The 17,079-nt window shown below is 51.2% G+C and carries 12 protein-coding genes; 10 read left to right on the forward strand and 2 right to left on the reverse strand.

Annotation, left to right across the window (positions count from 1 at the left end):
• Positions 1 to 158: 158 nt before the first annotated feature.
• From recC to MHM95_RS00520, 10 genes are all read left to right on the forward strand, one after another.
• Entirely contained in the window at positions 159 to 3,422 is a 3,264-nt protein-coding gene (recC, locus tag MHM95_RS00475; RefSeq protein ID WP_138590216.1) for an exodeoxyribonuclease V subunit gamma, read from the forward strand.
• Positions 3,409 to 6,978, forward strand: a complete 3,570-nt coding sequence (gene recB, locus MHM95_RS00480; RefSeq protein ID WP_239383910.1) for an exodeoxyribonuclease V subunit beta — start codon at positions 3,409 to 3,411, stop codon at positions 6,976 to 6,978. Before recC ends, recB begins: the two co-directional genes overlap by 14 nt.
• On the forward strand, positions 6,971 to 8,803 hold the full coding sequence (recD, locus tag MHM95_RS00485; protein WP_239383911.1) for an exodeoxyribonuclease V subunit alpha: 1,833 nt from the start codon (positions 6,971 to 6,973) through the stop codon (positions 8,801 to 8,803). Before recB ends, recD begins: the two co-directional genes overlap by 8 nt.
• Positions 8,804 to 8,805: 2 nt before the next feature.
• The gene (locus MHM95_RS00490) at positions 8,806 to 9,171 is read left to right on the forward strand and encodes a hypothetical protein (protein ID WP_239383912.1); all 366 of its coding nucleotides are present in this window, start codon (positions 8,806 to 8,808) and stop codon (positions 9,169 to 9,171) included.
• 58 nt (positions 9,172 to 9,229) lie between these two features.
• Positions 9,230 to 9,886: a DUF2589 domain-containing protein gene (locus MHM95_RS00495; protein ID WP_212747941.1), complete on the forward strand. Its 657-nt coding sequence runs from the start codon at positions 9,230 to 9,232 to the stop codon at positions 9,884 to 9,886.
• Between the two features lies 1 nt (position 9,887).
• On the forward strand, positions 9,888 to 10,142 hold the full coding sequence (locus tag MHM95_RS00500) for a hypothetical protein (RefSeq protein ID WP_157795519.1): 255 nt from the start codon (positions 9,888 to 9,890) through the stop codon (positions 10,140 to 10,142).
• Positions 10,139 to 10,783, forward strand: a complete 645-nt coding sequence (locus MHM95_RS00505; protein WP_081604450.1) for a DUF2589 domain-containing protein — start codon at positions 10,139 to 10,141, stop codon at positions 10,781 to 10,783. Before MHM95_RS00500 ends, MHM95_RS00505 begins: the two co-directional genes overlap by 4 nt.
• 62 nt (positions 10,784 to 10,845) lie before the next feature.
• Positions 10,846 to 11,346, forward strand: coding sequence for an Mpo1-like protein (locus MHM95_RS00510; RefSeq protein ID WP_235419089.1), 501 nt, complete (start codon positions 10,846 to 10,848; stop codon positions 11,344 to 11,346).
• Positions 11,343 to 12,134, forward strand: a complete 792-nt coding sequence (locus tag MHM95_RS00515) for an SDR family oxidoreductase (RefSeq protein ID WP_022946210.1) — start codon at positions 11,343 to 11,345, stop codon at positions 12,132 to 12,134. The genes MHM95_RS00510 and MHM95_RS00515 overlap by 4 nt, the downstream gene beginning before the upstream one ends.
• A 73-nt stretch (positions 12,135 to 12,207) precedes the next feature.
• Positions 12,208 to 12,828, forward strand: coding sequence for a TetR family transcriptional regulator (locus tag MHM95_RS00520; protein ID WP_239383913.1), 621 nt, complete (start codon positions 12,208 to 12,210; stop codon positions 12,826 to 12,828).
• Positions 12,829 to 12,855: 27 nt separating this feature from the next.
• Here the strand turns inward: MHM95_RS00520 and MHM95_RS00525 are convergent, their stop codons facing one another.
• Together MHM95_RS00525 and MHM95_RS00530 are read right to left on the reverse strand one after the other, a co-directional pair.
• A complete protein-coding gene (locus MHM95_RS00525) occupies positions 12,856 to 15,945 on the reverse strand; it encodes an efflux RND transporter permease subunit (RefSeq protein WP_239383914.1) in 3,090 nt (1,029 codons plus the stop codon).
• Between the two features lie 3 nt (positions 15,946 to 15,948).
• On the reverse strand, positions 15,949 to 17,079 hold the full coding sequence (locus tag MHM95_RS00530; protein WP_239383915.1) for an efflux RND transporter periplasmic adaptor subunit: 1,131 nt from the start codon (positions 17,077 to 17,079) through the stop codon (positions 15,949 to 15,951).

Here is a 17,079-nt window from a genome sequence, read left to right on the forward strand (position 1 = left end):
CAAGATGTTACCGAATATTTTGCTATTAACTTAGGTGCAACAATGAAGCCGCTTAACAATAACCAATAAGGTTAAAATACACTGTGATGTCAACCTAGTGCCCGTCATTAAAATTGCGTACACTGGCTATCTAGGCATTCCAATAATACCGATAACGCATGCTGCATATAATACAGTCAAACCGTATGGAGATTCTCAGCGCCCAGCTCTGTGCGTTGCTGGCGAATACCAGCAGTTCTAATATTTTCCATAAAGAGCAAGTATTGGTGCATTCTCCAGGAATGTCACAATGGTTGAAGCTTGAGCTTACAGCGCAGTTAGGCGTATGTGCACAGGTCGACTTTCCATTACCTTCGAGTTTTATCTGGTCTTTGTACCAGCAAGCTTTGCCTGATGTTCCGCCAGAGTCGTCGTTTAACAAAGCCAATATGACATGGAAGCTCTACGAACTGTTGCCGCAAAAATTAACACAGGCTCATTACCAACCCCTGATGCGCTACCTTGATGGTGACGATGATGGTCACAAACGCTATGCCCTGTGTGAGAAAATTGCCGATGTGTTCGATCATTATCTAATGTATCGACCACAGTGGTTGGCTAGTTGGCAAGCGGGTGAAGACCAACTAGATGACGTTGATATTCGCCATGCACCTTGGCAGCCCGATCTTTGGCGTGCTTTAGTCGCGCGTGTTCAAGAGCTGGAGCAAAGCCCGTACCATCGCGCTAATATGCACCAAGGATTACTGGATGCACTGGCGGCGGGGCAGTTGCAACTGCCGCCACGTATTTGCTTGTTTGGTATCTCCGCTTTGGCGCAATCGCAGCTAGCGATCTTTCAGGCGCTCAGTGAGCACACGGATGTGTTGATATTTCTGTTCAACCCCAGTGAACACTATTGGGGCGATATCGTCGATGAGAAAACTCTGGCTAAAATACACACTCAATATCAACGTAAGCCTAATATCGACGCGGCTGAATCTGAGCAACAATATTTTATCGTCGGTAATCCGTTATTGGCATCATGGGGTAAGCTTGGCCGCGATTACCTAGAGCAACTGCTGCAATTAGATGGCAAGTGGCTGGATGGTTTCGATGATGAATTTGCGCCGCATTTATTGGGTCGTCTACAGCAAGAGGTATATGAATTAGCTTTCAAAGGTGAAAGCCTAGCGCAAGACCCACACTGGTTTATCAGTGAGCAGGGCAAGATAGCATTGGCGCAACAAGATCACTCCCTGTTAATCAGTAATTGCCACACGGCTTTGCGCGAAGTAGAGTGCTTACACGACCATCTACTTGCTGAGTTTGCCCGCGATCCAACCCTGACACCTAAAGACATCATTGTGATGATGCCTGATGTCGGCCAGTACAGCGCCTTTATTGAAGCGGTGTTTGGTGGCGCTAAAGGCGAGCGCCATATCCCCTATGCTATTGCCGACTTATCCATTGCCCAAGAGCAGCCTATTGTTAATGCCTTGGTGAGCTTGGTGAATCTACCCTTTAGCCGCTTTGGTGTCAGTGAATTGATGGACTTATTATACATTGAGGCCATTAGCCAGCATTTCGGCTTTGTCGCCAGCGAACTCGAGCAGTGCCAAGTGTGGCTTGAGCAAGTCGGGGTGAAGTGGGGAATTGATGGCGCGCACAAACAAGAATTCAACCTGCCAAGTATTGATCTCAACACCTGGCGTTTAGGAATAAAGCGATTATTGTTAGGCATCGCGGCCACCGATGCGCCTTATCATGGGGTTTATCCGGCTGACGCAGTTGAGGGCATGGCCAGTGATACATTGAGCAAACTCTTGGCCTTTATCAATGTGTTGTTGCAGGCCAAGCAGGCACTTAGTGGTGATGCAAGCTTATTGGATAAGTGTACCAGTTTGCGTGCAATAGCCAGTGAAGTGATGGCAATAGAGCATTTAAGCGCAGCGGACTTAGCCTTGTTAGATGGCCTCTATAGTGACATTGAAAAGCATTATGATAATGGTGACTATCAAGGGCTCATCTCGGCACGTATCTTCGCCACCTTGATTCAACAAGGTGTCGAACAAAAAGGCGTGGGGCAGCGGTTTTTAATCGGTAAAGTTAATTTTTGTACGCTGATGCCGATGCGCGCCGTGCCCTTTAAAAAGGTCTGTATCTTGGGGCTGAACGATGCTGATTACCCGCGCAGTGTACAGCCTATTGGTTTTGACCTGGTGCCTTACAGTCAGCGACGCAAAGGCGACCGCTCACGACGCCTAGACGACCGCTATTTATTTTTAGAGGCCTTGTTGAGCGCCAGAGATAGCTTATATCTCAGTTACATCGGTCGCTCTAGCCGCGATAACAGTCCCCGTATGCCCTCGGTATTAGTCAGTGAGTTGTGCGAATATTTGGACCGCAGTTTTTGCTGGCAAGACAGCGATGATGCGTTCACAAGCCGATTAGTGATAGAGCACCATCTGCAGCCGTTTCATCCGCAGTATTATCAAAAGGACAGCCGTTGGCAAAGCTTTAATCCGGTGTGGGCCTTGCCGTTAACAGCCGCTCAAGAGCAAAAACAACAGCTTCAGCCTTTGGCTGTTACAGCGCCACAACTGTGCGAGCTCGACACCTTAATGCAATGTGCTACTCGCCCACAACGTTATTTCTACCAACAAGTACTTGGGGTGCGCATAGATGGCATTGATGCACACGATGAAGATATCGAGCATTTCGATTTAGATGCCTTATCGCGTTATCAATTGCTCGATGAGCTGCTCGAAGGACAACTGCACGGTAGCGCTCCGAGTGACGAGGAAATTATCCAGCGCGGGGTGCTGCCCCAAGGTGTGTTATCGACATTGACCTTGCAGCAACTGCGCAGCCGCATCAGCCCTCTGGCAGAGCAGGTTCAGTTGCGCACGCAAGGGCAAATGGCGCAGATGCTGGAAGTGGATATCACGGTTTCTGGAGTGCGCCTGCAAGGCTGGTTAGCGCATCTCTATGGCAGTCAACAGGTGTTTTATCGCAGCGCCAGTATTAAAGCGAAGGATAGAATCCAAGGGTTTATTTATCACTTACTCGCGCAGCTGTGTGGAGAGGCGGTCACCACCGTGGTGATGGGCTTAGACGAACAAGTGTCTTTTGCCCCGATGAATGCTGAGCGTGCCGAACAATTATTAGCGCCTTGGCTAGAACTCTTTACTAGCAGCCATCAAAGCAGTGTGGCATTTTTCCCTGCCAGTGGCTGGGAGTGGATACAAAGCCAAGATATGAATAAAGCCAATATTAAGTTCGTCGGCAGCCCGTATGTGGGGGTCGCCGAGCGCAGTGACCCTTACATCGCCACCGACTTTGCCGACCTTTTCCAGTGCGAGCAGGAATTCTGTGACTGGAGTACGCGATTGTTGCAACCCATAGCGCAATTAGGTGAGGAGCAACGCTATGCAGACGCTTAATCCTGTCACCCTTGCCTTTGATGGACAACAGCTTATTGAGGCCAGTGCCGGAACCGGTAAAACCTATACCATCACTGGGTTGTATTTACGCTACTTATTGGGCCTGTATGAAGATGCTAAGGGCAACCAAGGCGAGCCGCTGACGGTCGAGCAAATATTGGTCGTGACCTTTACCGAGGCCGCCACCAGTGAAATCAAAGACCGGGTGCGCTCGCGCATCAGTATGGCAAAGAACATGCTGCTAGGGGAGCACAGCAGCGATGCGCTGTTGCGCGACTTGATAGCGCAGCTTGACGACCGTCAACAGGCATTTAATCGCCTGGATATGGCGGCGAAATCCTTGGATGAAAGTGCCATTTACACCATTCATGGGTTTTGTCAGCGCATGCTTAAACAACATGCGTTTGAATCGAACATGGCCTTTAATTTGCGCTTCACCCTGGATGAGAGTGAGCTGCATGAGCAGGCGGTGTTCGATTTTTGGCGACAGTTTGTGTATCCGCTGCGTGCAGAGCAAGCGCAGGCGGTCCTCGCTCATTACAGCTCGCCACATAGCCTGCTAAAAGAGCTGCGTGCGCTCATTAATCGCAAGCAGCTGCAGTTACAACCGCACATTGATGATCCTGAGGCTGAGCTGACCCAATTGTGGCATTGCCAAAGCGAATACCTCAAGGCTTTGCCCCAATTCAAACAGGCACTGCGCGAGGGCGATTTCTTCAATGCCATTGCCGCCAGCGATATCAAAGGCAATGCCAAACCTAAGCATAAAAGTAATTTGGCGGGCTTGGCAGCGTTTAGCGACAATGATGACACCCAGTTGAGTTTAGGTGCGGCCAAACACTCCTTTAGCTTATGGAGTGCGCAAAGCCTTGAGGACCCCAGTATTTATAAGAAAAATGGCCAACCTTTTTCTCACCCTTTGGTGGTGGAATTTGAACGTATGGCGCAGCTTAGCCAAGGCCTGGGTGAGCGCCTTGCGCAGGTGATATGTGTCTTGGCGCTCGCCTATGTGCGCCGCCATGTGCAGAGCAACAAAGCGCGCACCGGCATTATCGCCCCCGATGACCTGCTTAGTCAGCTCTATGATGCGTTGCACAACGACAGCGACAACCAGCTGCAACAGCAAATTCGCCGCCAATATCCAGTGGCGATGATCGATGAGTTCCAAGACACCGATCCCATTCAGTATGGTATTTTCAGCACTATTTATCGTCCCAGCGATGAACAGTTCACTAACCTCACCATGATAGGGGATCCCAAGCAGGCCATTTATGGCTTTCGTGGCGCCGATATTTTTACCTACATCGATGCCAAGCAACAGCTGAGCGCGCAGCAGCAGTATACTTTGGCAAAAAACTTCCGCTCGGCAACGCCATTAGTTGAAAGCGTCAATAACTTATTCAGCAGCCACCCGCAGAGCTTTATCTTTAACGACGCCATTCCCTATCAAGAAGTGCAAGCGAATGGCAAAGATAAAGCGCTGTTATATAAAGGCGAGGCGCTCGGTGCCATGGATTTTGTCTTTTATGGCAGCGGTGCTGAGGTGTTATCGAAAGAACAAGGGCAAAGCGCCTTGGCCGAGGCATTTGCAAAGCGGGTTCACTTTTTGTTGGCTGCGGCGCAACAAGGAGACTTGCTGCTAGGTGAGACGCCACCGTGCGCCGGCGATTTTTGCATCTTGGTACGCGATAGGGGCGAAGCGGCACTGATGAAACAGGCGCTTACTCGCCAAGGTGTTGCCAGTGTTTATCTAGCCCGCGAAAGTGTGTTTAAGCAACCGCTGGCGCAACATCTTTACCGCTTATTGGCGATTATACACGGCCCTTATGATGAGCGCGCACTGCGCGGCTTGCTGGCGGGGCCATTTTATAACTTCAATAGTGCACAACTGCTGGCACTGAGCGATGATGCCGAACAGTGGCAGCAACAATTGCAGCACTTCGCCGAGCTCAAGCGGCGTTGGTACCGCGACGGCGCGTTGGCAATGCTCGAGCAGCTGTTATGGCAAAATCAATTACCGCAAGTATGGGCCGAGCAAGGGTGGGATGTTGAGCGCCTATTAACGGATTTTCGTCATCTCGGTGAAATTCTCCAACATAAGCAACTTGAACTGGATGGCACGGCGCGGTTGCTGAAGTATTTTCACCAGCAATTGACCCGTGATAGCAGTGAGGGTGACAGCGCCCAACTGCGTTTGGAGTCCGATGCCCAGCTGGTGCAAATCGTGACTATGCATGCTTCTAAAGGGTTAGAATACCCCATTGTGTTAATGCCGTTTGCGGTCAATTTCCGCAGCGCCAGCGCCGCTTATTATCACCACCAAGGGCAGCTGTACTTAGATTTATCTAAACAACAAGAGAACCTTGCGCGCGCCGAGCGCGAGCGCTTAGCCGAGGACTTAAGGTTATTGTATGTGGCCTTGACCCGGCCCATCTATCATTGTGCTTTAGGGCTTTATAATTTGGGCAAACATAAACGCTCGCAACTGCTGCAAAGCGCGCTAGGGTACTTGTTGTTTCCGGGCGCTGAGGGCACGGAGAATGTTCGTGAGCTGCTGCAGGCTCGGCTCGCGCCTTACCCGGACATGAGTTTAACCGATGCTGATCATTATCAATCGGGTGAGAATCTGGTGCAGGAAAACGCGGTCGTTGAGCGCCAGGTACGCGCCCAGCAGGCGGATATTGAGCGCAACTGGCGGGCCACCAGCTTTAGCGCCTTGAGCTTCAAGCACAGTGATTATCATGGTACCAGCCACAGTGGCGGTGATGATGAGGATCACCGTTTGCAGCAAAGTTTAGTGCTTAAGCAGGCCCTCCCGGTGGCGCAGCTAACGGCTTATGATTTTCCCAAAGGCCCGGGGCCTGGTAGTGCACTGCACGATATTCTCGAGCAAATCTCTTTTCGCGGCGTGCTTGCCGGCGAGGCGCAGGCCATGGAAGAGCTTGAGCAAGTGATCACCCATACCCTGCATAAATACGCACTGGATGAGAGCTGGCACGCGCTGCTATGCAGCTGGATGGCGGCGATTATGCGCTGCCCCATACTCGAGTCAGGGCTTTATTTGGGGCAGTTACAAAGCGATGATTGTTTAGTGGAGATGGAGTTTCATCTCGCGCTCAATGAGCTTGATGCCCAACATTTTAATGCCACCATGATAAGCCTGTTTGGCTATGACTTTGGTCTTGATTTTGAACGTGTTAAAGGCGTGCTAAAAGGCTTTATTGATTTAATCTTTTGCTATCAGGGGCGCTATTACGTGCTTGATTACAAATCGAATTACCTCGGTGAGAGCGCCGATGATTATAACGATGAAGCCTTAACGCACGCCATGAATGCCCATAGCTATCATGTCCAAGGGGCTATTTATATGGTGGCATTGCACCGCTTGCTGGCGGCGCGATTGCCTGATTATGACCCCGCTAAGCACCTAGGTGGCATGGTGTATACTTTTTTACGAGCGATGCCCGAGGGACACGGAGTGTACTATCGGCCATTCAGTGTTGCTGAAATCGACACCTTAGACGGGCTTTTCGCCAAAGGAGCGCACTATGCTTGAGGTACTGTTAGAACAGCGTAAAGTGCGTACCGTGGATGTCGAGTTGGCGGCGTTACTCGTCGATGAGCAGCAACCGCCTTACAGCGAGGGGTTTTATATTATCCTGCTGTTGCTCAAAGCTATGCATGAGCAGCATACCTGCTTAGATTTGCACAGTGTGAACTGGGACAACCCCTTTGAGCTCGATACCCGCGCGCCAGTGCCCGCGTTTTTTGCGCCTGACTTCGATGCCCTCGGCTGCCTTAATGCCTTGCCTTGCACTGGGGCTGAAAAACCGCTGCGCATACATGGGCAGCGCGTCTATCTGGCGCGCTATGATGGCTACGAAGCGCAGTTAACCGCGCGCTTTTTGCAGTTAGCTAAGCAGCCTTTGGAGCTTGACTTGCCGGCGCTCAAAGCGCTGTTGGCGCATTACTTTAACAATCAAAATAGCGAACCTGATTGGCAAAAAGTGGCCTGTGCTCTGGCGGCCACCAGTAAGTTTTGTGTGATCACCGGCGGTCCGGGGACAGGTAAAACTACTACGGTGATGCGTTTGTTAGCGATTTTACAATCGCTCTATGCCCAAGCCCCTTTGCACATTGAACTGGTTGCTCCAACCGGCAAAGCAGCAGCACGCCTAAGCGAGTCTATTCAAGGAGCAAAAGGCGACTTAGCCGAGACCGACCAAGCGGTATTAGAGAGTATTCCCGAGCAAGCGCAAACCCTGCATCGGTTGTTAGGCACGGTGCCCATGTCCAATCATTTTCGCCATCATCGGGGTAATCCGGTGCATGCCGATTTAGTGATTGTCGACGAAGCGTCCATGGTCGATATTAGCCTGATGAGCAAATTGGTAGACGCCTTAGCACCGCACACTCGATTGATTTTATTGGGTGATAAAGACCAGCTAAGTTCAGTGGACACGGGCAATATCATGGCTGATATTTGCAGTGAATGTATCCTTGGCCAACTGCCGCACTACAGTGACCAGCGCGCCGAGCAACTCGGCTATTTATGCGGTGAGCATTCTTATCACAGTGGCCAGCAATCACCTTATGCGTTAACCGATCATGTTGCCTTTTTGCAGCACAGCTATCGCTTTGATGGCGACAGCGGCATAGGCCAACTGGCGTATGCAATTAACACAGCCGATAGCAAAAAAGCACGGTACCTGCTGCAAAGCCGCGCCAGCGATATTAGTTATTACCCTTTGGATGAGGGGTTTTACAGCGCACTCATCGCCCGCTGCGCCGAGCAGTACAGCCACTACTTAGCATTGATTGCAGCCGGGGCAACGCCCGCGCAGGTGCATGACGCATTTGCCCGCTTCCAGTTACTTGCCGCACTGCGAGAGGGGCCCTTTGGTGTGCATGCGCTTAACCAACGCATTGAACATCACCTCGCTCAGCAAGGGAAAATCAATGTGCAGCAGCGCTTTTATATCGGTATGCCGTTGATGATCACTCAGAACGACTATCAGCTTAACCTGTTTAACGGTGATATTGGCATTATTATGGCGGATGACAACGGCGAGCCTCAGGCCGTTTTTATGGGCGCGCAGGGCGAGGCCAGGGCATTCTATCCGGGGCGTTTACCGCAATTTGATAAAGTCTTTGCTATGACCATTCACAAATCACAAGGCTCTGAGTTTGCCCATACCGCCATGGTGCTGCCGCCGCTGCATCGGGGCGGCCAAGGACTTAATCGCCAATTGGTGTATACCGGCGTGACCCGTGCCAAGGCGCATATTGAATTGATCTGCGATGCGCGCACCTTGGCCTATGCCATCGCCACGCCAGTGCGCCGGGCATCGGGGTTGTATCAGCGTTTATGTGAGTGTTAGCGATGTGGTTTTATGTCATTTTAGCGGTGGTGCTTATTAAAACCTCTTTATTGGGGTTAGGTGTGGTTTCCATGGCCATTGCGCTGTGCGCATGGCTACTGCTGCGCTTGGGAGTGGTGGCTATTCATCCGAGTATGAAGCAAGGGTTTAGGCGGTTATTTAAAGTCGCGCTTCTTTTGCATCTTAGCGTTTATGTGGCGCTCATACTCAAGCTGCTGCTGATCGACTCCTTCGACGATATCCCGGCCTTTATTGTCGGCCACTTACTGATACACCACCTGATGTCAGCCGTCATCGGCGCCACGGTGATCTTTATGCTTATCCGGCGCTACTTTTATTACAAGGGCTTACATAAGAGCACGAGTTAAGCCAGCGACTCCTAGTTTTTAATGGCAATAGCGCAAATAGGAACAAAAGGAGAGAACTATGGCTATCGATACAGGACTCGTTGGCTCGGTAATTAATGCCCTGCCATTGGATCGCATGATAGGGGGGCCATTGCATGCAATGATCACCGCCCAAGTACAGGCAAGTCGGGCTTACGCCGAATTTTTGATGACCGTGTGCATTAAAGATGGCAAGGCGGTGAACGTTGAGTTCGAATACGATGAAACCCAAGTGGACACCGAAGGTAACTTCAAGGGCACCATACGTAAAACTATGCGGGTGCCGCTACTTGCAGCAATCACCCACCCCAATATTTGTGTCGAAGAAGGGTCAATTGACTTTGAACTGGAAGTGACACAATCAGAAGAAAGCCACAGCGAAACCAGTGGTGAGGGTGGCTTTGAGGCAAAAATGGGCTGGGGTCCATTCTCGGTTAAAGTGCATGGCAAGGTGTCTCATAAGTCCGAGCAAACCCGTAAAACCGATACCCGAGCTAAATATTCAATTCATACCGCAGTAAAACGCCAAGGACCGCCTGAAGCATTAATGCGGGTTATTGATTTTCTCACCGATGCGGCTACCAAGCCCGTGGTTATTGGTGAGGGTAAACCCTCTGCTACTGATGCCTTACCTGCGGACACGAAAGCTGAAATCGCACCGCCTTCCGATAAAGATGGTAAAAAGGGTGGCGGCTAAAGTGCAACTAAAAAATGCTTGGCGGCGGTGCTGGCAGGCCATCAGTGCATTGTGGCCAATACCAAGCCGGTATTGGTCTACGCACTGTCACACCAAACAGACCAATGTGGTGCTGTTACATTCCGAGCACTCTGGGCGCGCAGGTGATACGCGTGCCTATGTTAACGTGCAGCTGCATGCTCAAAGTCATTTTCTTAACACTGAGTTATTACAGCGGCTGCGCACTCCCAATGTCATTGATAGTAAGGACTTATGATGTTTGGCAAAGAAAAGATGAATGCGCAAATGCTCACCGACATCACTCGGGGGATCCACCATGCGGTGAACACCACCGGGACCATGATATCGCAACAATATGTGATGCAATTGCAGCAGTTCTTTGATACTCAAGAGGATGGCTCGCTAGCGGCGAAAATGGTGAAAGTGCAAGTCGACGAGCAACACGATATGTATGTGCCGCTTATTGCTTTAGTACAGCCGCAAGGCATAGCCTTAGACAAAATGCGTTTTGATATGTCGATTCAAATCAGTGAAAGCGAGTTGAAACGGGCGACGCACCAAGTGGACGGTTTCAATGCCGAGCGAGTGGCATTCAAGGTGAACCTTTCGCCGAAAACCAGCGACAGCAACCGCCGGCGAACCGATATTGTTGATGTGGAGATGCAGTTTACGCGTTGTGAAGCACCAGAGGGAATGCATCGGCTCATTGAACAGTATGCCAATATGATCCAGCCCTTTAAAAACGGTGAGCCAGTGTCCGATGAGCCTAATTCTCCACCGGGGCAGGGACCATTAAAGAGCGCCGCTGCGAGTGAGCGCAAGCCCAATTTAGTACGCATGAATACCCATGCCACGGGCAATCTTGATGAGGGCGAGCGAGACGAGCCAAAAATATAGGCAAGTTAGGGGTTTTACTCTAAACTGAGCACAAGGTTAATAATAAAAAAGGTGCTAACACCATGAAAACCTTGGTTACCCAATTAAGTAATTACGCTCGTTATCATCGTGATAAACGTAATATATACACCCATTTTATCGGCATACCCTTAATCGTGTATGCCTTGCTGGTGCTACTCTCTCGCCCGAGTTTTACCGTTTTAGCGCTCAGCCTCACCCCAGCTGTGTTGGTCGTGAGTATTACCTGCCTTTACTATTTAAAGCTATCCCTCAGGCTGGGCCTGCTAATGAGCGCACTGTTGGTGCTGGGTTTGCTCGGGGCTGCGCCCGTGGCGATGCTTAGCACGTGGCTGTGGCTGTCCATTGGTATCGGATTATTCGTCGTGGGCTGGGTATTTCAATTTGTCGGTCACTATTACGAGGGCAAAAAACCTGCCTTTGTGGATGATTTAATCGGCTTGGTTATTGGGCCCTTATTTGTTGTCGTTGAAGCCTTATTTTTAATGGGGCTTTGCAAAGAGCTGCAAGCGCAAATTGAACACCAAGCAGGAGCGATAAAATGAACTTAGATGGCAAACGGGTGTGGTTAAGCGGCGCATCATCGGGCATTGGTGAGGAGCTGGCTAAACAACTTGCAGCCAAAGGCGCTAAGCTGGTGTTATCGGCGCGCAACGAGCAAGCCCTTGAGCAGGTGAAAAATAGCTTGGTGGGGCAGGGACATGTTGTCTTACCTTTGGATTTGAGCGCCGCTGAGAGCCTACTCAAAGAGCTCCCCGAGCAGCTTGCAGCCATCGGTGATATTGATATTTTGATTAATAATGGCGGGGTGTCGCAACGTAGCTTGTTTGCCGACACCGACTTTGCTACTTACCAGCAATTAATGGCGGTCAACTACTTTGGCACTGTGGCCCTGACTAAACTGGTGGTTGCGCAAATGCAGGCCCGAAAGCAGGGGATGATCGTGGCAATCAGCAGCGTCGCGGGCAAAGTGGGCTCTAAGTTTCGCTCCGGTTATTCCGGCTCCAAATATGCGGTGGTCGGCTTTATGGATTGCATTCGCGCTGAGCTTGCCGCTGACGGCATTCATTGCCTCACCGTGTGTCCTGGCTCGGTGCAAACCCGCATTGCTCATAACTCCTTAAACGAGAAAGGGGTGGCGCAAAATCACAGTGAACAGTCGATTGAAAACGGTATGCCGGTAAGCGCCTGTGTGCAAGAAATCATCACCGCGATTGAAAAGCAAAAGCAAGAAGTGGTGATTGGCCAAGGCTTAAGTTATTGGGCACCCACCATCAAGCGTTTTTTTCCCAGGTTATTTAATCGCCTAACCGCCCGGCTGGAGTATCGATAACACCGCGATGGCTGTTGGTTCAGGTAGCAACTATGTTAATATTGCGATCATTATTTCTTAATCGAGCAAGGCCATGGTCAGGCGTTCGAAGGCTGATGCCGAACAAACCCGCAGTGCTATCTTAGATGCCGCTGAGCATCAGTTTTACCAGCATGGTGTGTCACGTACCACCTTGGCACACATCGCCAGCGCCGCAGGCGTCACGCGCGGCGCAATCTATTGGCATTTTGACAACAAAGCCGATCTGTTCAACGCCATGTTAGACCGTATTCGTCTGCCGTTTCGACAAATGCTCAGTGAACTGCAAAGTGCCAATGATCTGAGCGCTTTGGCGCAAATAAAAGACGTGATGCATCGCGCCTTGGTGATAGTGCAACAAGACCCCCAGTATCATCGCGTGCTAACGGTGGTGTTCCATCGCTGTGAATATGTTGATGAGCTTAACCCCGCAGTACAGCAACAAGAGCAACTCAATCAAGAAGTGCAGGACACGCTCACGCAGGCGTTCGCCAGAGCATTGGAAAATGGTGAGCTTAACCCCGCAATTGAGCCGCGAGTCGCGGCAGCGGCGATGAACTCTCTCGTCGGTGGCCTTATCAGTAAATTCCTGCAACACCCAGGTTATATTGACCTTATTGAGCAAGCGCAAGCCCTCCTTGATACTTTGTTTTTAGGCATAAAAAAGCCGGACTAAAAAGTCCGGCTTTGGGGTTGGGTGCAGTTACTTTCGAACAAAGAGCTTTTGCACCACGAGATAAAACACGGGAACTAAAAAGATAGCCAAGAAGGTAGCACTGAGCATGCCGCCAAGGACGCCAATACCAATGGCATTGCGACTGGCTGAGCCGGATCCAGAGCTTATCGCCAATGGCAAAACCCCGAGCGAGAACGCCAGTGAGGTCATGATGATGGGTCGTAAACGCAAGCGCACGGCTTCGAGCGTGGCGTTGATCACCGAGCGACCCTGTTGCTGTAAATCTTTGGCAAATTCGACGATGAGAATCGCGTTTTTCGATGCCAAGCCCATGGTGGTTAGCAAGCCCACTTGGAAATACACGTCGTTCTGAAGACCGAACAAAAAGGCGGCACTGAGCGCACCGATGATCCCCAGCGGCACCACCATAATCACCGAAAATGGAATTGCCCAGCTCTCGTAAAGGGCGGCTAAACATAAGAACACCACCAAAATCGACAACGCATAGAGCATCGGCGCCTGGGAGCCAGACATTTTCTCTTGGTAAGAGGTGCCGGTCCATTCAAAGTCAATGCCCGGTGGCAATTGAGCAACCAACTCGGCCATGGTTTGCATCGCCACGCCGGAGCTGTATCCCGGTGCTGGCTGACCTTGAATTTCCATGGCTGAGATGCCGTTGTAACGCTCTAAGCGTTGCGGGCCATATACCCAGCGGCTGGTGGCAAAGGTATCAAAGGACACCATTTCACCTTCGTTATTGCGCACATACCAATGGCTTAAATCTTCCGGGGTCATGCGGTACTCGGCATCGGCTTGCACATAAACCTTTTTAACACGGCCTCGGTCGGTGAAGTCATTGACGTAACGCGAGCCCCAGCCGATAGACAATGCTTGGTTTATCTCGCTAATTGAGACTCCTAACGCTTGCGCTTTAAGCTGGTCGATATCCACTTGTAACTGCGCCGCATCTTCCATGCCGTTAGGGCGCACAGCCATCAGCTCAGGGCGCTGCGCCGCCATTCCCAGCAGTTGATTGCGGGCCTGCAGTAGCGCGTCATGGCCTAAGGCGCCCCTATCTTGCAAGAACAGGTTGAAGCCAGTGGCTTGTCCTAGCTCTTGAATAGGAGGCAAGTTAAAGGCAAAAATTTGCGCCTCTTTAATGGTAGAAAAATACCCCATCGCCCGGCCGATAGTGGCCTGTACGCTTTGGCTGTCGTCGCGCTCACTCCAATCTTTTAGGCGCACAAAGGCAAGGCCGACGTTTTGTCCACGTCCGGCAAAGCTAAAGCCGCTGACGGTGAACACCGAGCGCACTGAGTCTTCGCCGTGATAATAATCGGCGACCTTAGTCATTATTTCTTCGGTACGCTCTTGGCTGGCACCACTTGGCAGCTGCACCATGGTTAAAAAGATACCTTGGTCCTCATCGGGCAAGAATGACGAGGGCAGGCGGGCAAACATCAATGCCATCACTGCGATAATCGCGCCATATAACGCCATTGAGCGCACCGGACGCTTAAGCAGGCCACCTACTGCCCCTTGGTAACCATCGTTAGAGCGATCAAAGGTACGGTTAAACCAGCCGAAGAAGCCACCTTTTTCCAAATGGTCGCCTTTGATGGGTTTCAAAATGGTGGCACACAGGGCCGGCGTGAAAATAATCGCCACCAACACCGATAACGCCATGGCCGAAACGATGGTAATAGAGAACTGCTTATAGATAGCCCCGGTTGCGCCGCCAAAAAAGGCCATCGGCACAAATACGGCAGAGAGCACCAAGCCTATGCCCACCAAGGCACCGGTGATTTGTCCCATGGATTTGCGCGTTGCTTCCACAGGGCCTAATCCTTCCTCGCTCATGACCCGTTCAACGTTCTCGACCACAACAATGGCATCATCCACTAATAAGCCGATGGCCAGCACCATACCAAACATGGTGAGGGTGTTTATCGAAAAGCCCATCGCCGACATAATGCCAAAGGTACCAAGCAAGACCACAGGAATCGCTAGGGTCGGAATTAAGGTGGCGCGGAAGTTCTGCAAGAACAAATACATCACCACAAACACTAATAGCACGGCTTCAAACAGTGTTTGCACCACCGAGCTGATAGAAAGCTCAACGAACGGCGTGGTGTCGTAGGGCACTTCAATCTTTAGCCCTTCCGGGAAATAAGGCTTTAGTTCGTCAAGGCGAGCGCGCACCGCTTCGGCGGTATCGAGGGCATTGGCTCCGGTGGCCAACTCGATGGCGATCCCCGTTGCTTGCATGCCGTTATAGCGCGCCATAACGGAATAGTCTTCACCGCCGAGCTCAACGCGAGCCACATCTTTAAGCTGCACTCGTGAACCATCTTCGTTAACCCGCAATAGAATTTGGCCAAATTCTTCTGGGTTACTGAGGCGGCTTTGTGCGGTGATGGCGGCATTGTATTGCTGCCCGGGTAACGCCGGGGCGCCGCCAAGCTGTCCGGCTGTCACCTGATTATTCTGCACTTTAATGGCAGCGGTGACATCGGTGGGGGTCAGTTGATACTGGTTGAGCTTTTGCGCATCAAGCCAGATACGCATGGCATACTGGCTGCCGAATACAGTGACATTGCCCACCCCTGGGGTGCGGCTAATTGGGTCTTTAACATTAGAAACCACATAGTCGGCGATGTCTTCGCGGTTCATCGAGCCATCTTCGGAGATAAAGCCAATAACCATTAAGAAACTGCCATTAGACTTGGCCACCGAAACCCCTTGCTGTTGCACTTCTTGCGGTAACAGAGGAATTGCCCGTTGCAGTTTGTTTTGCACCTGAACCTGAGCAATATCGGGGTCAGTGCCGGTTTCAAAGGTGAGTGTCAGGCTGACATTGCCCACTGAATCACTTTGTGACGACATATACATGAGGTTGTCCAAGCCGTTCATGGCTTGCTCTATCACCTGAGTGATGGCGTTTTCAGCTGTTTGTGCGGTGGCACCAGGGTAGCTGGCATTAATGCTGACCGCTGGTGGCGCAACCTTAGGGTATTGCTCAACGGGCAGCTGTTTTACCGATAGCAGGCCCGCAAGCATGATCACGATGGCGATCACCCAAGCGAAAATAGGCCGGCCAATGAAAAAATTAGCCATAAATTATGCCCCCGTGCCCTGTTTTGCCACTGTCACTTTGCTACCGGGGCGAACCTTTTGCAGCCCGGCGACAATTACTTGGTCACCGGCTTGTAGACCGGAGTGGACTTGCCAGCTTTGGTTTATCTCTTGACCGAGCTCCACTACGCGAGTTTGCGCCGTGCCTTCTTTGCTGACCACCATTACCGTGGCCTCACCTTTGGGCGTGCGCACAATGGCTTTTTGCGGTACCAATAAGGCGTCATCATCTTGGCCGGTAGCTAACTGCGCTCGTACGAACATGCCTGGCAGTAATTCACCATTGGGGTTGGGGAACACTGCGCGCATGGTGACCATAGACGTTGATGGGTCAACGCTTACCTCGGAGAACTTCAGCTCACCCGAGAGCGCATACCAGTCGTTATTCTCTAATCTCAGTTTAACCTCGGGGTTTTGGCTGAGGTTGCCTTGGTGCATGGCACTGCGCAAAGAAGATAACTTGGAGGCGGCGCGCGTCATATCCACGTAAATAGGGTCAAGCTGGCGAATTATCGACAGCGCAGCGCTTTGATTGGCCGTCAGCAACGCCCCTTCGGTAACACTAGAGCGACCAATCTGACCGTCAATGGGAGCACGGATTTGGGTGTAATCAAGATTAATTTCGGCGCTCAGTACAGCGGCTTTGGCGGCTGCTAAATCGGCCTTTGCTTGTAGCAAGGTGGCTTCGGCATCATCATAGTCTTGCTGGCTGACCGATTTATTACCTAATAAGCCTTTGATACGTTCAGCCTTCATGCCACTGTTGCGAACACTGGCTTGGGCTTTGGCGAGCGCCGCTTTGGCACTGGCAAGTTCAGCTTGGTAGGGCGCGGGGTCAATCCGATATAACACATCTCCTTTGCTCACCATTTGTCCTTCTTCGAACAGTCGCGCCTGCAAAATACCGCTTACTTGAGGGCGGATCTCAGCTTGACGAAAATCGACCGTGCGGCCAACCAGCTCGGTGCTGAGGTCAATACTTTGTGGCGACAACGTTATGGCCTCGACTTCAACGGCAGCGGGGGCCGTTTGGGCTTGTTGTTGTGGTTGCTCCTGGCAACCACTTAAGCTAAGCGCCGCAAGTACTGTGACTGCGACCAGCGTTTTTACATTCAT

Origin of the sequence: Pseudoalteromonas sp. CnMc7-15 (assembly GCF_022347925.1) — a bacterium.
Classification (GTDB): Bacteria; Pseudomonadota; Gammaproteobacteria; order Enterobacterales; family Alteromonadaceae; genus Pseudoalteromonas; species Pseudoalteromonas ruthenica.